Origin of the sequence: Janthinobacterium sp. BJB401 (assembly GCF_013372745.1) — a bacterium.
GTDB lineage: Bacteria > Pseudomonadota > Gammaproteobacteria > Burkholderiales > Burkholderiaceae_D > Janthinobacterium > Janthinobacterium rivuli.
Genome location: NZ_JABXFH010000003.1, coordinates 131235 through 151421, shown reverse-complemented (window position 1 = coordinate 151421; position 20187 = coordinate 131235). Strand labels below are relative to the sequence as shown.

The 20187-nt window shown below is 60.4% G+C and carries 15 protein-coding genes; 7 read left to right on the top strand and 8 right to left on the bottom strand.

Going from position 1 to position 20187, the window contains the following annotated elements; translation table 11 throughout:
• Positions 1 to 234 precede the first annotated feature (234 nt).
• The 4 genes from sugE (at position 235) to HWE17_RS03660 (ending at position 3005) form a co-directional block, all read left to right on the top strand.
• The gene (sugE, locus tag HWE17_RS03675) at positions 235 to 555 is read left to right on the top strand and encodes a quaternary ammonium compound efflux SMR transporter SugE (RefSeq protein WP_035823456.1); all 321 of its coding nucleotides are present in this window, start codon (positions 235 to 237) and stop codon (positions 553 to 555) included.
• Positions 556 to 566: 11 nt separating this feature from the next.
• Positions 567 to 926, top strand: coding sequence for an NADH-quinone oxidoreductase subunit A (locus tag HWE17_RS03670; protein WP_176387853.1), 360 nt, complete (start codon positions 567 to 569; stop codon positions 924 to 926).
• An 85-nt stretch (positions 927 to 1011) separates the two neighbouring features.
• On the top strand, positions 1012 to 2169 hold the full coding sequence (locus HWE17_RS03665; RefSeq protein ID WP_176387852.1) for an iron-containing alcohol dehydrogenase: 1158 nt from the start codon (positions 1012 to 1014) through the stop codon (positions 2167 to 2169).
• Between the two features lie 44 nt (positions 2170 to 2213).
• On the top strand, positions 2214 to 3005 hold the full coding sequence (locus HWE17_RS03660) for an EAL domain-containing protein (protein ID WP_217916687.1): 792 nt from the start codon (positions 2214 to 2216) through the stop codon (positions 3003 to 3005).
• 46 nt (positions 3006 to 3051) lie between these two features.
• On the opposite strand, the gene HWE17_RS03655 is transcribed toward HWE17_RS03660, so the two are convergent.
• The 7 genes from HWE17_RS03655 to HWE17_RS03625 all read right to left on the bottom strand — a co-directional run bounded on the left by HWE17_RS03655 (position 3052) and on the right by HWE17_RS03625 (position 11784).
• Positions 3052 to 5115 carry a 3-hydroxybutyrate oligomer hydrolase family protein gene (locus HWE17_RS03655; protein WP_176387851.1) on the bottom strand — a complete coding sequence of 688 codons (2064 nt, stop codon included), beginning with the start codon at positions 5113 to 5115 and terminating at the stop codon, positions 3052 to 3054.
• Between the two features lie 76 nt (positions 5116 to 5191).
• Entirely contained in the window at positions 5192 to 6172 is a 981-nt protein-coding gene (locus tag HWE17_RS03650) for a branched-chain amino acid ABC transporter permease (RefSeq protein WP_035823444.1), read from the bottom strand.
• Between the two features lie 31 nt (positions 6173 to 6203).
• Positions 6204 to 7088: a branched-chain amino acid ABC transporter permease gene (locus HWE17_RS03645; protein ID WP_034783850.1), complete on the bottom strand. Its 885-nt coding sequence runs from the start codon at positions 7086 to 7088 to the stop codon at positions 6204 to 6206.
• Positions 7089 to 7247: 159 nt separating this feature from the next.
• A complete protein-coding gene (locus tag HWE17_RS03640) occupies positions 7248 to 8456 on the bottom strand; it encodes an ABC transporter substrate-binding protein (RefSeq protein WP_176387850.1) in 1209 nt (402 codons plus the stop codon).
• A gap of 76 nt (positions 8457 to 8532) precedes the next feature.
• Complete coding sequence (locus tag HWE17_RS03635) at positions 8533 to 9255, bottom strand: ABC transporter ATP-binding protein (RefSeq protein ID WP_035823439.1); 723 nt, start codon at positions 9253 to 9255, stop codon at positions 8533 to 8535.
• Positions 9255 to 10025, bottom strand: coding sequence for an ABC transporter ATP-binding protein (locus tag HWE17_RS03630; RefSeq protein WP_035823437.1), 771 nt, complete (start codon positions 10023 to 10025; stop codon positions 9255 to 9257). Before HWE17_RS03630 ends, HWE17_RS03635 begins: the two co-directional genes overlap by 1 nt.
• A 133-nt stretch (positions 10026 to 10158) precedes the next feature.
• On the bottom strand, positions 10159 to 11784 hold the full coding sequence (locus tag HWE17_RS03625) for a GMC family oxidoreductase (RefSeq protein WP_176387849.1): 1626 nt from the start codon (positions 11782 to 11784) through the stop codon (positions 10159 to 10161).
• A 1466-nt stretch (positions 11785 to 13250) separates the two neighbouring features.
• Between HWE17_RS03625 and HWE17_RS03620 the strand changes: the two genes are divergently transcribed.
• The gene (locus tag HWE17_RS03620) at positions 13251 to 14027 is read left to right on the top strand and encodes a 5'-methylthioadenosine/adenosylhomocysteine nucleosidase (protein WP_255206100.1); all 777 of its coding nucleotides are present in this window, start codon (positions 13251 to 13253) and stop codon (positions 14025 to 14027) included.
• A 75-nt stretch (positions 14028 to 14102) separates the two neighbouring features.
• Here the strand turns inward: HWE17_RS03620 and putA are convergent, their stop codons facing one another.
• On the bottom strand, positions 14103 to 17756 hold the full coding sequence (putA, locus tag HWE17_RS03615) for a trifunctional transcriptional regulator/proline dehydrogenase/L-glutamate gamma-semialdehyde dehydrogenase (protein ID WP_176387848.1): 3654 nt from the start codon (positions 17754 to 17756) through the stop codon (positions 14103 to 14105).
• Positions 17757 to 17962: 206 nt separating this feature from the next.
• On the opposite strand from putA, the gene HWE17_RS03610 reads away from it, so the two are divergent.
• Both HWE17_RS03610 and HWE17_RS03605 read left to right on the top strand, forming a co-directional pair.
• On the top strand, positions 17963 to 18418 hold the full coding sequence (locus HWE17_RS03610) for an Lrp/AsnC ligand binding domain-containing protein (RefSeq protein WP_010393827.1): 456 nt from the start codon (positions 17963 to 17965) through the stop codon (positions 18416 to 18418).
• 206 nt (positions 18419 to 18624) lie between these two features.
• Entirely contained in the window at positions 18625 to 20184 is a 1560-nt protein-coding gene (locus tag HWE17_RS03605) for a methyl-accepting chemotaxis protein (protein WP_176387847.1), read from the top strand.
• Positions 20185 to 20187: the final 3 nt, after the last annotated feature.

Genomic DNA, 20187 nt, shown 5'->3' with positions numbered 1-20187 from the left:
TAATTTTTACTCAGCAGTGGCAAGCCGACGGTCATTTTTGTTTCACGTGGAACACGCAACGACCCGGAATCGCACCTTCGACAGGCGGCTGCGGTGCTCGGGAATGTTTGCTACAATTGCCGCATCGTCCGCATCCATGGTCACGCCTGTGGCCAGCGGGACGATCATCCAGGAGGACGGCCTCCCCCATCATGGGAACACACCGGGACGGCCCGCTCTGTATAAGGAGCCGCCATGGCCTGGATACTCTTACTGATTGCCGGCATGTTTGAAGTCGTGTGGGCATACTCGATGAAACTCTCCGAGGGTTTCACCAGACTCACTCCCTCCGTCATTACCATCGTCATGATGATCGCCAGCTTCGGCTTGCTGTCGCTGGCCATGCGGACCCTGCCCCTCGGCACGGCCTATACGATCTGGACCGGCATCGGCGCCGTCGGCGCCTTTATCGTCGGCATCGTTTTTCTGGGCGAGCAAGTCAACACCATGCGCGTGTGCGCCGCCGTCCTCATCGTGTGCGGCATCGTGCTGATGAAACTGTCGTCCAGTCACTGAGAGGAATCGACATGCTGCTCGAAAACTATTTTCCCGTCCTGCTGTTCATTCTGATCGGCATCCTCGTCGGCATCGTGCCCATGCTGCTGGGGCGCACGCTCGGTCCGCACAAACCGGATGCGCAAAAACTGTCGCCGTACGAATGCGGCTTCGAGGCGTTCGGCGACGCGCGCATGAAGTTCGACATCCGTTTCTACCTGGTCGCCATCCTCTTCATCCTGTTCGATATCGAGGTGATCTTCCTGATGCCGTGGGCGGCCAATGTCAACGAACTGGGCCTCGCCGGTTTCTGGGCCGTCATGGGCTTTCTCGCCGTGCTGACCATCGGACTAATCTATGAGTGGAAGAAAGGCGCGCTGGAGTGGGAATAACCCCCGCTTCTGGTTTCACGTGAAACAGGCGCGGGGTGGGAAAGCGGAGTAAGCTTGGCTTCTGTCCTTATCGTCAGGAGTCCGCATGTCCGCCTTCCAGTTCCGCACCGTGCCGCACCTGATCGTCGAAGCGGGCGCCGCCGCCCAGCTGGGCGTACACATCGCCCATCACTTCCCCACCGTGCGCCGCGCCCTGCTCGTTACGGACGCAGGCGTTTTGCGCACGGGTCTGGCCGACGCCTCCCTGCACAGCTTGCAAGCCGCCGGCATCGAAGTCCACGTCTTTTCCGAGGTGCAAGCCGATCCGCCCGAAGCCATCGTGCTGGCCGGCGTGGCCCAGGCGCAGATGTTTCACGTGGAACTGATTATCGGCCTCGGTGGCGGCAGCTCGCTGGACGTGGCCAAGCTGATCGCCGTGCTGGCGCCGGGCCACCAGGAACTGGCGCAACTGTATGGCATCGGCAACGTCCATGGCCAGCGCTTGCCCCTGGTGCAATTGCCGACCACGGCTGGCACGGGCTCGGAAGTGACACACATCGCCATCGTCACCACGGGCGCCACCAGCAAGATGGGCGTGGTCGCGCCGCAACTGTATGCGGACCTGGCCATCCTCGACGCCAGCCTGACCCTGGGCTTGCCGCCCGCCGTGACGGCCGCCACCGGCATCGACGCCATGGTGCATGCGATCGAAGCGTACACCAGCCTCCTGCAGAAAAACCCTTTGTCCGACATGCTGGCCACCCAGGCGCTGTCGCTGCTGTCGAGCAACCTGGTCACCGCCTGCCGCGATGGCAGCAACTTGCCGGCGCGCCAGGCCATGCTGCTCGGTGCCATGCTGGCCGGCCAGGCGTTTGCCAATGCGCCCGTGGCCGCCGTGCACGCGCTCGCCTATCCCATCGGTGGACTGTTCCACGTGCCACATGGCTTGTCGAACGCGCTGGTACTGCCGCACGTGCTCCGTTTCAATTTGTCCCACGCGGCGCCCTTGTATGCGCAACTGGCCACCATCCTGCAGCCCGGCATCGCGGGCAGCGAGGAGGCGCGCGCCGTGGCCTTGATCGATACGATGCAGGAGATCGCCCTGGCCACCGGTATCGCGCGCACCCTGCGCGACGTGGGCATCGCGGCCAGCGACCTGGACAGGCTGGCCGATGAAGCCATGCTGCAGACGCGTTTACTGGGCAACAATCCCCGTCCCGTCACGCGCAGCGACGCGCGCGCCATCTATGCGGCCGCACTGTGAGCCAGCAAACGCAGCCAGTTCCCCCACCCTGCTACACTGCCGCCATGACACCTCCCGACATCCCCATTCATCCTGACAGCACCAGCTTTCCGCACGGTGCCTGTGCCGGCTGCCATGACGGCACGCCGCTGCCGTTTGCCTTCGAGTATGCGTATCAACCCATCGTTGACCTCGCCACGCGCAGCATCTATGCGCACGAGGCGCTGGTGCGCGGCCCCAACGGCGAAAGCGCGGCCAGCGTGCTGGCGCAAGTGAACGACGCCAACCGCTACCGCTTCGACCAGGCTTGCCGCGTCAAGGCCGTGGCCGGCGCCGCCAGGCTGGGCATGCAGGGATATCTGTCGATCAACTTCCTGCCCAACGCCGTCTACCGTCCCGAAGTGTGCATCCGCAGCACCCTGGAAGCGGCCAGGCTGCATCATTTCCCTACCGATAAAATCATCTTTGAAGTGACGGAAGGCGAACGGGTACAAGACCGTCCCCATCTGGTCGAGATCTTCCGCGCCTACAGGCGCTTCGGTTTCCAAACGGCCATCGATGATTTCGGCGCCGGCTATGCGGGTTTGAATCTGCTGGCCGAATACCAGCCCGACATCATCAAGATAGACATGGACCTGGTGCGCGACATCGATACGCACGCACCGCGCCAGGCCATCGTGCGGGCCATCGCCAGCCTGTGCCGTGAGCTCGGCATCCGCGTGCTGGCCGAAGGCATCGAGACGCGCGCCGAGCGCGATTTTCTTTCCGGCTGCGGCATTTCGCTGATGCAGGGCTACTGGTTTTCCAAGCCCGTCTTCCAGGGACTGGGCGATATCCCGGATACGGCCTGGGCATAAAAACGGCCACGTGAAACGTGGCCGCAGCGTCCACAGGCGAGACAGCCTAGTTGGGAATATCGACGACAGTCCCCGTCACGCTGATGACATTGCCAGGTGCCGGCGTTGCCGCAATCGCCGGCACGTTGACATTCGTGATCAGGGTCGACGCATCGGCACGCGTCACCGTGCGCACTACCTGCGATGGCGGCAAGGCTTGCTTGGCATGCAAGTGCGCATACATGGCATCTAACGCCCGGTTCAGGTACACGTGCAGCGGCACGATCAGGGTCGGCAAGGCGCTGCTGAAGGAATCGAAGTGGTTGGCATTGGTCACCTCGATATAGCGCAGCTGGCTGTTCCCTTCCACGGCGGCGTTCAGCCCGACATAGGCGCGCGAGGCGTGATTGACGGGAATCAGGGTGTCGCTGCGGCCGTGCACGATGATGGCCGGCTTGCCGTTCAATTTGCCGGTGGCCGCGACCTCGGCCATGCCTGCCCGCACGCGCACGCTTTGCGCAGCCAATGTCCCCTGCAAGTTGGCGTCGCTGACGGTGTCGCGCCCCGTCGCCAGGCTGCGCAGGCACAGGAAGCCATCGAGCGACTGGTCCGCCAGGCTGTTTGACGGCGACACGCCGGCCGTGTACACCCTGGCGCCGCCCACGCTGTTCTCGTACACGACATTGCCAAGAATACCGTTTTGCGCGGCAAAGCTGGCCGCCTTTTGCGCCGACGTGAACGCGATCGGATTGCCGCTGCCATCCGTCTGCGCAAACGTGAAACCGCACACTTTATCGGCCACAGAGAATTTCCCGTAGGCATATGCATACGTGACGGCCACCAGTATGTTCGTGCCCGCGTGCGCTGCCTGCAGCGGATCGGAATCGACCAGCCAGCCATACGCGCGCAAGCGCTGCTTCGCGTCCGCCTGCTGCGCCGCCAGGTCGGCACCGTTCAATAGCCCCTTGGCCACCAGCGCCGTGCAGCGTCCCGCATTGCCGGCCACGGAGGCGATGCACGGCTGATACAAGGCCGCATAAGTGGCGTAGTCGAACAGCGCGCGGCCGGGATTGGCGACCACCGCCCCGCCCTGGCGCACAGTGTAGGCGCTCGACGCCGCCGGCTGGATTTGCGGCTCGCTGACCGCCACGCCGCCGATCAAACCCTTGCTATCCTGTTCCGCCGCCAGCAAGGCCGAGCCGGCGCCGTTGGAAATGCTCGAGGCAATCGTGATGGTGTTCTTTGGCGTCAGGCGCACGACGCGCGAACTGCCATCGCGGGCCAGCACGCCGTAGCGCTCGTTCAACACGTAATACGCCATCTCGACGGCCTGCAAGGTGACCTTGCCCCAATCCTTCTCGGGATTTTGCTGCGAGTGCGCATGCTTGAAGGCGATGCGGTTCGGATTGCTGCCCGCCCAGGCCAGCCGCTCGGCGTCGCTCAAGTCCGGCGCGAAGAGCGCGTTCTTGCCGGCGGCCACCCTGCCCGCGCGCAGACCGTTCTGCAGGTTGACGCTGTCGTCCTCGAACACGTACAAGCCCGTGCCGGAACCCTTGTCCGCATACGCCACGGCGCAGCCTTTTTTCAAGCCCCATTCGCCCGAGCTGCCGATGGCGCCGTAGATGCCGCGCGAGCCGCTCGACGTGCCCGTGACGATGCAGGCATGGTCGGGGTCGAAGCTGGCCGGCACCTGCACCATCAAGGTGACGTTCTTCTTGCCCGTGCCATCGTCGGCATAGGCGATGTATTCGCTGCCCGCGACCAGGCCCTCGCCCGTGCCCACGTTCCCGGACGCATCCACGTTCGGTCCGTACAAGGTGCCGTAGCCGCTGTTGGCGGCAATGTCGAGCACGGCGCGGTAATTGGCGTAGATGGCATTGCGGCGCAGTTCGAGCGGCGTCGGCTGTTCCACGTTCGCATACGCGGGAGTTGCTCCCGCCAGCCCCGTCTTGCCCAGGCCGGCCGTGAGTAAGTCGTTCGTCTTGCCGTCGTAGTCGGCGCGCGTGATGGTGCCCAGGTAGCCGGGCATCTGGTTCAATTCTTCCGGCGCATGGTTGCTGCCGCAGGCTGCCAATGCCAGCAAGGTGCACAGGCTTGCGCCAGTGCCCGCGCGCGTGATCGTCGTTTGCATGGTGGTTCTCTCCGTTAAGGTAACAGTGGACGCACAATGAAAAACGCCGGACGATTCGTCCGGCGTTGCTTGAAAATCAGACCGCGGCTTTGGCTGGCCTGCCGCCGAAGCGCGCGATGGCTTCGCCGACGATGCCGCGCCGGAACATCAGCACGCAGATGACGAAGATCACGCCGGTCACCATGCCCACCGATTCACCCAGGGTGCCGAACCACTCGATGCCCGTGTGCGTGGCCAGATAGGTACCGACATCGCCCAGCTTGTTTTCCAGCGCGATGATCAAGACGGCGCCAAGGATGGGACCGGACAAAGTGCCCATGCCACCGACCAGTGTCATCAGCACGACCAGGCCCGACATGCCCCAGTAGACATCGGTGAGGGTTTCAAAGCCCAGCACAAGGGTCTTGGTGGCGCCGGCCAGCGCGGCCAAGGAGGCGGACAGGACGATGGCCATCAGCTTGTACTTGTTGACGTCATAGCCGAGCGAGATGGCGCGCGGTTCGTTTTCCTTGATGGCCTTGAGCACCTGGCCGAACGGCGAGTGGATGGTGCGCACGATCAGGGCGAAGCCGGCCACGAAGATGGCCAGCACGACGTAGTACAACACCGTGTCATTGCCCAGGTCTATCGTACCCAGCAAGGTTCCACGTGGAACACCCTGCAAGCCATCCTCGCCGCCCGTGAACGGCAGGCGCAAGGCCAGGAAGTACACCATCTGCGCCAGCGCCAGGGTGATCATCGTAAAGTAGATGCCCTGGCGGCGGATCGCCAGGCCGCCGATCACCAGGCCCAGCAAGGCGCCCGTGGCGACGCCGGCCAGCAAGCCCAGTTCCGTTGGCCAGCCCCAGGTGCGCAGCGCGTAGCCGGTGACATAGCCGGCGCCGCCAAAAAACGCCGCATGGCCGAACGAGAGCAAGCCCGTGTAGCCAATCAGCAAGTTGAAAGCGCAGGCAAACAGGGCAAAGCACAGCAACTTCATCAGGAAGACGGGATAGCCGTAAAACGGGGCCGCCAACGCCAGCAGCAAGGCAATGGCGTAGCCTACATTTTTATTCATCGTGGTAGCTCCAATACATGACTGATGAGGATTACTTTTCTTTGCCGAACAGGCCGGCGGGACGCAGCAGCAGCACGATGACCATCACCACGAACACCACGGTGGCCGAGCCTTCCGGGTAGAACACGCGGGTCAGGCCCTCGATCACGCCCAGGCCCAGGCCCGTCAGGATGGAACCCATGATGGAACCCATGCCGCCGATCACCACCACGGCGAACACGACGATGATCAGGTTCGAGCCCATCAGCGGCGAGACCTGGATGATGGGCGCCGCCAGCACGCCGGCGAAACCGGCCAGGGCCACGCCGAAGCCGAACGTCAGGGTGACCATCAGCGGCACGTTGATGCCGAACGCTTCCACCAGTTTCGGGTTCTCCGTGCCGGCCCGCAGGTAGGCGCCGAGCTTGGTTTTTTCGATGACGAACCAGGTCGCCAGGCAGACGGTGAGCGAGGCGATCACCACCCAGGCGCGGTAGTTCGGCAGGATCATGAAACCGAGGTCCGTCGCGCCGGCCAGCGCTTCGGGCACGGCATACGGCTGGCCCGAGACGCCATAGAAGGAGCGAAACACGCCTTCCATGATCAGGGTGATGCCGAAGGTCAGCAGCAAGCCATACAGGTGGTCGAGTTTATACAGCCAGCGCAGCATGGTCTTTTCAATCAGGATGCCGACCAGGCCGACAAGGATCGGGGCGATGACCAGCATGGCCCAGTAACTGATGTCGAAATAGCTGAGGCCCATCCAGGCCAGGAAGGCGCCCATCATGTACATGGCGCCGTGCGAGAAATTAATAACGTTAAGCAAGCCGAAGATGACGGCCAGACCGAGGGACAACATGGCATAGAACGAGCCGTTGACGAGACCCAGCAGCAGCTGGCTCATCATCGCTTGTATTGGAACGCCGAAAATTTCCATGGCATCACAGTATAAAAAGCACCGCCGGACGACGGTGTGGTATCAAGGGAAACGCGCCGCCGCAAACGGGTGCGGCGGCGCAAGGCGTACCCTGCGGGCAAAGCGTGCAGGACAGAGCGCCCGCGCGCAGGCGGGCACTCTGTGGATGTTGCTACAGCGTTACTTCCACAGCGAACACTTCGATTCAGCCTTGGTCACATACGCCTGTGCGCCGGGCACGGTGGCGACCACCTTGTAGTAATCCCATGGATATTTCGACTCGGACGGTTTCTTCACTTCCATCAAATACATATCGTGCACCATGCGGCCATCGGGACGCACTTCGCCATTCTGGGTGAACATGTCGTTGATCTTGGTCTTTTTCAGGTAGGCCATGACCTTCTCGGTGTCATCCGTACCGATCGCCTTGACGGCTTTCAGGTAATTCGCCGCCGCCGAATAATCGGCCGCCTGCAGCATCGACGGCTCTTTCTTCATCTTGGCGAAATAGCGTTTCGACCAGGCGCGCGTTTCAGGATTCAAGTCCCAGTACCAGCCATCCGTCAGGTACATGCCCTGCGTCAGGTTCAAGCCCAGCGAATGGATGTCATTGATGAAGATCAGCAAGCCGGCCAACTTCATGGACTTCGTCAAACCGAACTCGTTGGCCGCCTTGATGCTGTTGATGGCGTCGCCGCCGGCATTGGCCAGGCCGAGGATTTGCGGCTTGGACGATTGCGCCTGCAGCAGGAAGGAAGAGAAGTCCGAGGCGCCCAGCGGATGCTTGACGCTGCCCAGCACTTTGCCGCCGGCCGCCTTGACGACCTCGGCCGTGTCTTTTTCCAGCGAGTGGCCGAACGCATAATCTGCCGTCATGAAATACCAGTTTTTGCCGCCCTGCTTGACGATGGTGCCGCCCGTGCCGCGCGCCAACGCCACCGTGTCATAGGCGTAATGCACGGTGTACGGCGTGCACTCTTCATTCGTCAGGCGCGAGGAGCCGGCGCCGATGGCGATGAAGATTTTTTTCTTTTCCGCCGCGACCTTGGCCATGGCCAGGCTGGCGCCGGAATTGGTGCCGCCGATCAGCATGTCGACGCCCTGCTGGTCGAACCATTCGCGCGCTTTCGAGGCGGCGATGTCAGCCTTGTTTTGATGGTCGGCGGAAATGAATTCCACCTTCTTGCCGGCCAGTACGACGCCAGCATCGGCGATCGCCATCTTGATGGCTTCCGCGCCGCCGAGGCCGTCGACGTCGGAATACACGCCCGACATGTCGGAAATAAAACCGATCTTGATGGTGTCGCCCGATACCTGGGCATGCGCAGCGGCGGACAAGCCCAATGCGCACAGGGTGGCGGTGGCAATGGCGATAGCGTTACGTTTCATAGTGTCTCCGTTGGGATTATTGTTTGCTATTCAGTCGATTGCTGGACGATGACGAGTACAACAGACTACATGGGGACTACACGCCAAGCAGCTCGGTCAGTACCGGCATCTTGGCCTCCAGTTCGGATGCAGCAAAAGTCTCGACGATCTGACCGTGCTCCATCACATAAAACCGGTCCGCCAGCGGCGCGGCAAACCGGAAATTCTGTTCCACCATGACGATGGTGTAACCCTTCGCTTTCAGGGTGGTGATCATGCGCGCCAGCCCTTGCACGATGACGGGCGCCAGGCCTTCGGAAATTTCGTCGAGCAGCAGCAAACGCGCGCCCGTGCGCAGGATGCGCGCCACGGCCAGCATCTGCTGCTCGCCACCCGACAGGCGCGTGCCTTGGCTGTGGCGGCGTTCCTGCAAGTTCGGGAACATGGCGTAGATTTCCTCCACCGACATGCCCTTCTCGCCGCTGGCCAGGGTCGGCGGCAGCAGCAGGTTTTCCTCGGTCGACAGCGAGGAAAAAATGCCGCGCTCTTCCGGACAATACCCGATGCCCAGGTGGGCGATTTTGTGCGTGGCCAAACCTATCGCTTCAACGCCGTTGACTTTGATGGAGCCCGTGCGCGCGCCCGTCAAGCCCATGATGGCGCGCAAGGTGGTGGTGCGGCCGGCGCCGTTGCGGCCCAGCAAAGTCACCACTTCGCCCTGCTCCACTTTCAGGTTCACGTCGTGCAGGATGTGCGACTCGCCATACCAGGTGTGCAGCTGTGCGATTTCCAGTGCGGGTGCCTTGTTACTAACGGTCATCAATGTGCCCCTTCCAGTTCGGCGTGGGTGGTGCCCATGTACGCTTCCATCACTTGCGGATTGCGCGACACTTCCGCGTAACTGCCTTCGGCCAGCATGGCGCCGCGCTGCAGGACGGAAATCTTGTCGCAGATGCCGGAAACCACGCTCATATTGTGTTCCACCATCAAAATCGTGCGGCCAGCCGACACTTTTTTAATCAGCTCCGTCACGCGGTGCACGTCTTCGTGGCCCATGCCCTGCGTCGGTTCGTCGAGCAGCATCATTTCCGGTTCCATCGCCAGGGTGGTGGCAATTTCCAGCGCCCGCTTGCGCCCGTAGGGCATGTCGACCGTGATGGTGTCGGCAAACTCCGTCAGGTCGACTTCAGCCAGCAAGGCCATGGCGCGGTCGTTGAGCTGGTTCAATGCCCGTTCGCTTTGCCAAAAGTGGAACGAGGTGCCGAGCTGGCGCTGCAAGCCGATGCGCACATTTTGCAGCACGGAGAGATGCGGGAAGACGGCGGAAATCTGGAAGGAACGGATCACGCCCATGCGCGCGATCTGGGCCGGTTTGGCGGCCGTGATATCTTTCCCATTGAACAGGATCTGTCCGGAAGTGGGGACCAGGAATTTGGTGAGCAAGTTAAAACACGTGGTCTTGCCGGCGCCGTTCGGACCGATCAAGGCGTGGATATGGCCCCGCTCTACCTTCAGGTTCACTTCGCTCACAGCGGTGAAACCCTTGAATTCCTTGGTCAAATTTCTTGTTTCCAAGATTACGTTTGACATCGTGTCTCCTAGTTGTACTTTTTGTACTACTTAGTCATTTTTATAATACACAACTTAAATTTAACGCACAATACAGTATAACTACGGGGATTTTTCGCCAGCCCGAATGGCGCAAACTCGCACGCTTGCCCGGCTATTTCCACGCCGCATGTATCATTTGCGCCGCTTTTTCCGCGATCATCACGGTGGGCGAGTTCGTATTACCAGAAGTAATGTACGGCATGATCGAGGCATCGACGACGCGCAAACCCGCCACGCCGATCACGCGCAACTGGCTGTCGACCACGCTCGACGGATCGCTGGCCTGGCCCATGCGGCAAGTACCCACCGGGTGAAAGATCGTGGTGCCGATCTGGCTGGCCGCCTGCGCCAGCTCTTCCTGGCTCTGGAATTGCACGCCGGGCTTGTATTCTTCCGGAGAGAATTGTTTCAGGGCCGGCGCGGCGGCGATGGCCCGCGTCAGCCGCAAGGCATCGGCCGCGACCTTGCGGTCTTGCTCGGTACTCAGGTAATTGGGCACGATCTTCGGCGCCGCGTAGCTGTCGGCCGACGCGATGTGGACGTGGCCGCGCGAAGTGGGACGCAGATTGCAGACGCTGGCCGTAAACGCGGGAAACGCGTGCAAGGGTTCGCCGAATTTGTCGAGCGACAGCGGTTGCACGTGATATTGCAGGTTCGGCGTGGCTTGCAGCGGATCGGACTTGGCGAACGCCCCCAGCTGCGACGGCGCCATCGACATGGGCCCGCTCTGGAACAGCGCATACTGCAGGCCGATCTGCATCTTGCCCAGCATATTGCCCGCCATGATGTTCAGGGTTTTCACGCCCTGCACCTTGTATACCATGCGCAGCTGCAGGTGGTCCTGCAAATTGCCGCCCACGCCGGCGGCATCGGCCACGGGAACAATCCCATGCTGCTGCAGCAAGGCGGCCGGGCCGATACCGGACAGTTGCAGCAATTGCGGCGAACCGATGGCGCCCGCCGTCAGCAGAGTTTCCCGTTTGGCCGTCGCCTGCCATTGCGTGCCGCCGCCCGTAAACACGATGCCCGTGCAACGGGGACCCGAGTCCGTACTCTCGAGCAACAGACGTTCCACGTGGCAGCCCGTCATGATGGTCAGATTCGGGCGGCGCGATGCCGGTTTCAAGAACGCTTTCGAGGTATTCCAGCGGATGCCGCGGCGCTGGTTGACGTCGAAATACGCGCTGCCGCTATTGTCGCCACCATTGAAATCGCTGGTTTTCGGAATGCCGACCTGCTGCGCCGCATCGCGGAACGCGTTCAAAATATCCCACGACAGCCGCTGTTTTTCCACTCTCCACTCACCTCCGACGCCATGGTTTTCCGAGGCGCCGCCGTAGTAATCCTCGCTTTGCTTAAAGAGCGGCAAGACCTTGTCCCAGCGCCAGGAAGCGTCGTCCGTCAAGTCGGCCCAGTGGTCGTAATCGCCGGCCTGGCCCCGCATATAGATCATGCCGTTGATGGAAGAGCTGCCGCCCAGGACTTTTCCGCGCGGATAGATCAGGCTACGCCCGCCCAGTCCCGCGTCCGCCTGGGTGGAATACAGCCAGTCCGTGCGGGGATTGCCGATGCAATGCAGATAGCCGACGGGGATGTGGATCCACACGTAATCGTCCTTGCCGCCCGCTTCCACGAGTAAAACGTTGGCGTCCTTGTCGCGTGTGAGCCGATTGGCCAGCACGCAACCTGCCGTGCCGCCGCCCACGATGATGTAGTCGTATTCGCCTGCCGATTCCAATGAAGCTCCTTTCGGTATGCCATCAAGCTGTCGCGCGGCGTGTCTCCCCACCGCGTTCCGCTACCAGAGTCTGTCTTTCTTCATGCATGCATGGCTGCTGAGCCGCCTTGAGATTACCACCAGTGCCGGGCCAGGGCGACATTAATCGTTGCCAGGGATACGGACAAGCGTCACGGCCAGGTAAAAAGAGCACAAAACAAGGGGCTGCAAGCTGTGGATAACCGTATGGATATCCACAGGGACGATATGTGTGTAAACGAAAAATTTTTTCAGCAGCTTTTTTTTGTCCAGAAACCGTCCCAGGCAGATACAACGCTTACTCAGCGCTTATCCGCACGCCAAGCGATTGTTTACAAGGATAAATCGGCACTTATCCACAGAAGATGCATTCGTTAACTACTATTACTATTCTTGTATACGATCTTGTTAAGGTAAACCCGACAACGCACGCTGTGCCTGCCCTGCGTCTTCGGGAAGGTTCGCAAGCCTGTCTTCAAAAAAAAAGCTGACGAGCTACTTTGGCTGACAAAAAAAATGGCGCCAACAACTGAGCGACGAAAACCGGCACGGCCGGCATCACGCGCACTGCACTGCCAAACCGTTTTGCAAAATGGAAACGTCAACAGACCTGAGCAGGCACAGTGCCAGCAAGCGCTTCGATGTCGAAAAGAGGGGGAATTTAGAACGATTGTGGATAAGTCACTTGATATCCACAGGATGACTTGTGCGTAAGCACGAAGTTATGCGCAGGCCCGCATTTTATACAATTTTGCTCCTCGCGTGATACAGCGATTATGCACGCTTTATTTTGTGCGTAAACGATTGATCCTGTTGAAAAAAAGCGACTTATCCACAGAAAAAAACGCGTTTACTATTACTACTATTTTTATATATGAATCTATTGTAAACCGACAAAAAAAGCGGAAGTCCGGGGATATTTCCAAAAAACATGCAAAACCGTCAAAAAAAAAGCCAACGGCGACGTCACGAGCCACTGCCAAACCGTCTTCCAGGAATCACCTCGATGCCAGCCTCGGTGAAAGAACAACGCTCGTGGCCGCTTACTGTTGATTGCCAGACCTGGATCCATGCTGACGAAACACGTCAAACATGCCACTGCAGCAAGAAAATCCGCGATTTTTGCTTGCAGGTGTGGATAAGTGCCTGCATATCCACAGGATGAGATGTGGGAAAAGTCGATCTTTGTCCACAAGCCGATTTTTATCCCAAACAAGTCCTGCCTAGATACAATGCTTGTGCGCCTACTTTTTTGTGCGCTAAGTTGATGATTTTTCGATGGTATACCGACTTATCCACAAAAAAATGGCCGTTTACTATCACTACTATTTTTATGTATACATCTTTATTTAAAACACAGAGACAAACACAAACGGTGGAAAAGTCGCCGAAACGGCTGTTTTCACCATGTAAACCGTTTTGCAATCCCAAAAACCTGTAAAAACAGCATGAATTCACACAAAAATATGCGTTTAGGCATCATCAGTGCCTTGCACGAAGAACAGCAGGGGTTGGTAGAAGCCATGCAAGGCCCCCAGAGGCGTTCGCACGGCATGCGCGACTACACCCTGGGAACCCTGTGGAATATCGACGCTGTGTGCGTCCTGTCGCGTCTGGGCAAGGTTGCCGCTGCCATGACAGCTTCTATCCTTGTGGAAAAGTACGGAGTTACCCACATCGTCTTCACCGGCGTTGCCGGCAGTGGGGATAAACATGTGAAAGTGGGCGATATCGTGGTGGCTGAAGCGCTGTTGCAGCACGATATGGACGCTCGCCCTCTGTTTCCCCGCTTCGAAGTGCCGCTGACGGGCTTGCAGCGCTTTGCCACGGATCTGGAACTGAGCACGCAACTGGCTGGCGCCGCAGAAGATTTCCTGCGTGACGATGTGTCCAGCGTGCTCAAGGCGGCCGATATTGCGCAATTCGGTCTGCAACATGCGCAAGTGCACCGCGGCCTGATCGCCAGCGGCGACCAGTTCATCAGCAGCGCCGCGCATGTGAACCAGCTCAAAGCTGATATCCCCGACCTGCTGGCCGTCGAAATGGAAGGCGCCGCCGTGGCGCAAGTGTGTTTTGAACTGGGCGTGCCGTTTACGGTCATGCGTACCATTTCCGACAACGCCAACGAAGAGGCGGCCGTCGACTTCATGCGTTTCGTGCAAACCGTCGCTTCGCCGTATGCGTTGACGGTGATTCAGCAATTGTGCCAGCGCCTGGCTGGCTGATTTTTCATCCAGCGTGCATAAAAAAAGGGCAGAACCACAGGTTCTGCCCTTTTGCGTTGACTGCCTGCTTACATGTTAGACACTGAGCATCATCAGGCTGGCATTCCCACCGGCTGCCGTCGTATTCACGCACAGCGCCCGCTCAGCGACGAGGCGCCACAAGGGGATGACACCCTCCTGCGTGGTGGCGATGGTGCCCACCAGGGCCCCTTCCCGTGCCGCCAGCAGCGGTTTGAGTTGCGCATCGAGGCTAGGCTCGATCATGGCGATCTGGAAATCATGCTTGACCGACGCCAGGCTGCTGACGACCTGGAAGCGATCTTTCAGCGCCGCCGGCAAGTCGCCCGGGATCAACTCCGGCGTTTGCGCCAGTACCAGGGCCTGATTACCGGTGGCCAGCACGGCCGCCAGCTGGTTCATCAAGGTGCCGGACGTGGCGGCAGCGCACAGTATCGTGCCGCGCGCGGCAAAGCTCAGGGTATTGCGCTCGCCGGTCGGGCCTGGCAAGACGGTGGTGCTGCCCAGCAAAGTGGTGCGCGCATAGTCCTGCGCCAGTTGTTCGATCTTGTCGTGGCCATGCATCTTCGCCCACACGGTCAGCGCATCGAGCGCCGGCGGCGCCTGGCGCTGGTGCTGCGTGCCGGCTGGCGCATTGCGCTGCAGGCGTTTCAGGTACAGGGGACCGCCCGCCTTGGGGCCGGTTCCCGATTTGCCTTCGCCGCCGAACGGCTGCACGCCGACGACGGCGCCGACGATGTTGCGGTTCACATAAATGTTGCCGACGTGTGCGCGCTTGGTAATGAAATCGATGGTTTCATCGATACGCGTATGGATGCCCAGGGTCAGGCCGTAACCGCTGTCGTTGATCGATTGCACCAGTTGCGGCAGTTCGGACCGCTTGTAGCGGATCACGTGCAGCACGGGGCCGAAGACTTCCTGCGTCAATTGCGCCAGCGACTTGATTTCCAGCACGGTCGGGGCGACAAACGTGCCTTTGACGGTCAGCAAATCGAGCGAATAGTGATCGATGGCCATGGTTTTCATCTTGTTGATGTGCGCCAGTAAGTTACTTTGCGCTTCCGCATCGATGACGGGACCGATATCGGTCGCCAGACGGTCAGGATTACCGACGCGCAATTCCTGCATGGCGCCTTTCAGCATATGGATGGTCTTGTCGGCGATTTCCGTTTGCAGGAACAGCACGCGCAAGGCCGAGCAGCGCTGGCCGGCGCTGTCGAAAGCGGACGACATCACGTCCTGCACCACTTGTTCCGGCAAGGCGGACGAATCGACGATCAGGGCATTCTGGCCGCCCGTCTCCGCGATCAGCGGAATGTCGATGCCTTCGGCCACGGCGCGCGCGGACAAGTTGCGGTTGATCAATTGCGCCACTTCCGTCGAGCCCGTGAAAGTCACGCCTTTTACGCGCGTGTCATTGCACAGGCCGGCGCCAACGACCTCGCCGCTGCCGGGAAGGAATTGCAGCGCGCCGCGCGGCACGCCCGCCGCATGCAGCAATTGCACGGCGCGGTGGGCGATCAGCGGTGTTTGCTCGGCCGGCTTGGCCAGCACCACGTTGCCGGCGGCCAGTGCGGCGGCCAGCTGGCCCGTAAAGATGGCCAGCGGGAAGTTCCACGGACTGATGCAGGTGACGGGACCGAGCGCCAGGGTGTTCGGCGCGTGTTCCACCTGCGCCGCGTAGTAGCGCAGGAAGTCGACGGCTTCGCGGATTTCCGCGATCGCGTTCGGCAGGGACTTGCCCGCTTCGCGCACGGCCAGGGCCATCAGCTCGATGTGATGCTCTTCGAACAGGTCGGCGGCGCGCAATAACGCTTGCGCGCGGATCGACGGCTCCGTCGTTTGCCAATCCATGGCGTAGGCGCTGGCGCTGGCCAAGGCCGTTTCGACGTCGGCCGGACCGGCTTCCATGACCTTGCCCACGACATCGTCGTGCTGGGCCGGGTTGTGCAGCATGTGCGTGGGGCCATTCAGGCTGACGGCGCCATCGATCAGCGGCGCCGCCTGCCATGTCTGCTGCTGCGCCAGGCCGGTGGCCAAGGTGCGCAAGGTGTCTTCATTCGACAGGTCCAGGCCGGCCGAGTTCTTGCGCTCGTTGCCAAACATGTCCAGCGGCAGCGGAATCGACGGGTGCGGCAAGCCGCCCTGCAGGCGCGCCTGCTCGAGCGGATCGCGGATCAGGCTATCGATGGCCACGCTTTCGTCGACGATCTGGTTGACGAACGACGAGTTGGCGCCGTTTTCCAGCAAGCGGCGCACCAGGTAGGCCAGCAGGGTTTCATGCGAGCCGACAGGGGCGTAGATACGGCACGGCTTGTCCAGGTTGGCCGGGCCGACGACCTGGTCGTACAAGGTCTCGCCCATGCCGTGCAGACACTGGAATTCGTAGTCGGTAATGCCGTCGCGTTTCGCCCAGGTATAAATGGTCGACAGGGTTTGCGCGTTGTGCGTGGCAAATTGTGGGTAGATATCCTTGCTGGCGGCCAGCAGTTTTTGCGCGCACACGAGATAAGAAACGTCCGTGTAAACCTTGCGCGTGTAGACGGGATAGCCTTCCTGGCCGTCGACTTGCGCGCGTTTGACTTCCGCATCCCAATACGCGCCTTTTACCAGGCGCACCATGAACTTGCGGCCGCTGCGGCGCGCCAGGTCGATCAGGTAATCGATGGCGAACGGGCAGCGCTTCTGATACGCCTGCACCACGTAGCCGATGCCTTCGAAGCCGGCCAACTCTGCATCAAAGGCCAGTGCTTCCATCAGGTCGAGCGACAGTTCCAGGCGGTCCGTTTCTTCCGCATCGATGTTGAAGCCGATGTTGTACTGTTTGGCCAGCAACAGCAGCGTTTTGACTTTCGGCAGCAATTCTTCCATGACACGGGCGCGCTGGGCACGGCTGTAGCGCGCGTGCAGGGCCGACAGTTTCACGGAAATGCCGGGGCCATTCTTGATGCCACGGCCGTTCGACGCCTTGCCGATGGCGTGGATCGCCGTTTCGTACGAGGCGTAGTAATTGGCCGCGTCCTGCTGCGTCAGGGCTGCCTCGCCCAGCATGTCGTACGAGTAGCGATAGCCGCGCGTTTCATTCTCGCGGCTGTTCTTCAGCGCTTCTTCGATGGTCTGGCCTGTAACAAACTGGTTGCCCAGCATGCGCATGGCCAGATCGACGCCCTTGCGTATCAGCGGTTCGCCGCCTTTGGCGATGAGCTTGGTCATGGCCGAACCGAGGCCCGATTCGCTGCTGGTACTGACCAGTTTGCCCGTGATCAGCAAGCCCCAGGTGGCCGCGTTGACGAACAGCGACGGCGATTCGCCCAGGTGTTTTTTCCAGTCACCCTTGCTGATTTTGTCGGCGATCAGGCGATCGGCCGTTTGACTGTCGGGTATACGCAACAGCGCTTCAGCCAGACACATCAATGCAACACCTTCTTCCGACGACAGCGAGAACTCGTGCATCAGTGCATCGACGCCGGAGGCGCGTGTGCGTTTTTGGCGCACGTTCGAGACCAGACGGTGCGCCAGCGCTTGCCCTTCGGCCGTTGTTTCGGCACTGCTGGGGCGCACTTGTTGCAACAGCCACTGCACCGCGGAAACCTCATCGCGCCTATAGGCGGCGGTGATGGCGGCGCGTTGTGGTGTCGCTTCGGGCAGGATTTCTGCCTGGAACGCAGCAAAAGGAATCGGGGTAAAAGCCGAGGGGCCTGCAGGGTGCATAAGTGCTCTTTACAAGGAAAAGGGGACGAAAACTGACGTAATTCTTGCTCTTTTTTGGTGCAAAAAAATACAGAAAGTCGGACGTTAAGATGATTCGATTGTAAAGGGGATTCTTATGGATTAATTCTGGTAATACAGGGGACTAGCAATAGATAGTTTTTGATGCGACAATTTAACCAAATAATATTAATTTGGGGGTGATGGTAATGCTGGACAAGATCAGTAAGAAAATCTTGATGGAATTGCAGAGCGATGGACGCATCAGCAATGTGGAGCTGGCCGCGCGCGTCAACTTGTCGCCGGCGGCCTGCCTGGAGCGCGTGCGCAAGCTGCACGAATCCGGTTACATCATGGGCTATACGGCCCAGTTGAACCCGCAGCTGCTCGACGTGTCGCTGCTGGTGTTCATCGAAGTGGTGCTCGATCGCACGACACCGGAAGTGTTCGACGCCTTCAAGCATAGCGTACAAATCATTCCAGAGGTACTGGAATGTCATATGGTGGCTGGCGGTTTCGATTACCTGGTCAAGGCGCGCGTCAAGGATATGGCCGCCTACCGCGAATTCCTGGGCAAGACCTTGTTGCAGAAGGGTGTGCGGGAAACCCACACTTATGCCGTCATGGAAGAGGTCAAAAACACCACCAAATTGCCAATTAAGTGACCCTGGTGTAGCGGCCCCGTTTTTCTGATTGAGCTATCGGAACAAATGTTGTAGGGTAGAACTACAATTCTGCTATCCGGTAGCCGGCCTGAAAACGACGCGCAGACGTTGTATTCAGGGTGCAAGGTGGGCAATCGTGCCCACCCGCATACGGCCACAGCACGTCCCCTCAACGGGACGTGACGGGTTCGCGCAGCGGGGGACAAATGAAGCAGTTGCAGCATCAGCTGGTGCGTTTCTTTGTATTCACGATCCTGGCCATGGCCGTCGCCTGTTGCCTGGCCTATTTGCTGCTGTTGTCGGGCGGCGAACATCCCTATCTGATTGCCTGCGTGGCCGCCGCCATCGGCGCCGCGCTGCTGGCGTTTGCCGGCCGTCCGCGCGGCGAATCAGGCTTGCACCAGTTCGCCGACACGGTGGGCAACGCCATCGATGCCATCATGATCGGCGCGGCGGAAACCTCGTATTTTGTCGATTCCGTCAAACAGAAGGTGGAACTCGACGTGCGCACGGCCAGCGACATCGCCGACAGCTCCGTACAAAATGCCGCGATGACGGAAAAGATCGCCGCCAATGCGGAACGGGCCGCCAAGGTGGCCGCCGGCGTGCGCGTGGAGAGCGTGGCGGCGCGCGCCGAAGTGGATCAAGGCTTGCGCCGCATCAATAGCGCCCGCGAAGAAGCGCAAGGCGCTTCCAGCAACATGCTGAGCTTGCAGGAAAAATCCAAACGCATCACGGGCTTTACGGAAGCCATTTCCGATATTTCCGCGCGTACCAACTTGCTGGCGCTGAACGCCGCCATCGAGGCGGCGCGCGCCGGCGAACACGGCCGCGGTTTTGCTGTGGTGGCGGGGGAAGTGCGGCAATTGGCGCAGCGCACCAAGGAAGCTTCCGATGAAATCAGCGTGATGGTGCGCGAAATCAATGAACAGGCGGAAAAAGCCGCGCGTGGCATGAGTTCGCTGGCGGCCGGTGTCACGGAAGCGGCGCGCAATGTGGAAAGCGTGCATGCCTCGCTCAGCCATATCGAGGAATCGTCGGGCGAGTCGGAAGACGAGATCGGGCAGATCGCCCGCGCCTCGCGCGAGCACGTCGACACGACGCAAGTGATCGCCGACGCCATCCTGCAAATCCGCGACAGCATGCTGTCGACGAATGCCGAATTGCCGCGCGCCACGCAGTCGGCCATGGCCCTGGCCGAGCGGGCCGAAGTGATCGCCGGCGCCCTCGGCGAATCGAGCGTGGCCACGCCGCACGACGAGATCCGCGAGGCGGCCCAGCACGCCGCGCGCGAGGTGGGCAAACTGTTCGAGCAAGCGATCGCGTCGGGCCGTATCACGCGCGAAGCCCTGTTCGACCGCCACTATCGCCCCATCCCGAATACCAATCCGCCCAAGCACAACACGAAATTCGACGCCTTTACGGACAAGGTGCTGCCCGACCTGCAGGAAGGCGTGCTGGCCGCCCTGCCGCACCTGGCCTACGCGGGCGCCGTCGACAACAATGGCTATTTTCCAACGCACAACAAGAAGTTTTCCCAGCCGCTGACGGGCGACTACGCCACCGACATGGTCAATAACCGCACCAAGCGCATCTTCAGCGACCGCACGGGCAAGCGCTGCGGCAGCAACACCAAGGCCTTCCTGTTGCAGACGTATAAACGCGACACGGGCGAGGTCATGCATGATTTATCCGTACCGATCCACGTCGATGGCAAGCACTGGGGTGGTTTCCGAATCGGTTATCGCTCCAGCAATCACGCATAGCAA

Bases quoted from the DNA above. Each gene is read 5' to 3' on its own strand.
- sugE (WP_035823456.1), top strand. From the start codon at position 235: ATGGCCTGGATACTCTTACTGATTGCCGGCATGTTTGAAGTCGTGTGG.
- HWE17_RS03670 (WP_176387853.1), top strand. From the start codon at position 567: ATGCTGCTCGAAAACTATTTTCCCGTCCTGCTGTTCATTCTGATCGGC.
- HWE17_RS03665 (WP_176387852.1), top strand. From the start codon at position 1,012: ATGTCCGCCTTCCAGTTCCGCACCGTGCCGCACCTGATCGTCGAAGCG.
- HWE17_RS03660 (WP_217916687.1), top strand. From the start codon at position 2,214: ATGACACCTCCCGACATCCCCATTCATCCTGACAGCACCAGCTTTCCG.
- HWE17_RS03655 (WP_176387851.1), bottom strand. From the start codon at position 5,115: ATGCAAACGACGATCACGCGCGCGGGCACTGGCGCAAGCCTGTGCACC.
- HWE17_RS03650 (WP_035823444.1), bottom strand. From the start codon at position 6,172: ATGAATAAAAATGTAGGCTACGCCATTGCCTTGCTGCTGGCGTTGGCG.
- HWE17_RS03645 (WP_034783850.1), bottom strand. From the start codon at position 7,088: ATGGAAATTTTCGGCGTTCCAATACAAGCGATGATGAGCCAGCTGCTG.
- HWE17_RS03640 (WP_176387850.1), bottom strand. From the start codon at position 8,456: ATGAAACGTAACGCTATCGCCATTGCCACCGCCACCCTGTGCGCATTG.
- HWE17_RS03635 (WP_035823439.1), bottom strand. From the start codon at position 9,255: ATGACCGTTAGTAACAAGGCACCCGCACTGGAAATCGCACAGCTGCAC.
- HWE17_RS03630 (WP_035823437.1), bottom strand. From the start codon at position 10,025: ATGTCAAACGTAATCTTGGAAACAAGAAATTTGACCAAGGAATTCAAG.
- HWE17_RS03620 (WP_255206100.1), top strand. From the start codon at position 13,251: ATGAATTCACACAAAAATATGCGTTTAGGCATCATCAGTGCCTTGCAC.
- putA (WP_176387848.1), bottom strand. From the start codon at position 17,756: ATGCACCCTGCAGGCCCCTCGGCTTTTACCCCGATTCCTTTTGCTGCG.
- HWE17_RS03610 (WP_010393827.1), top strand. From the start codon at position 17,963: ATGCTGGACAAGATCAGTAAGAAAATCTTGATGGAATTGCAGAGCGAT.
- HWE17_RS03605 (WP_176387847.1), top strand. From the start codon at position 18,625: ATGAAGCAGTTGCAGCATCAGCTGGTGCGTTTCTTTGTATTCACGATC.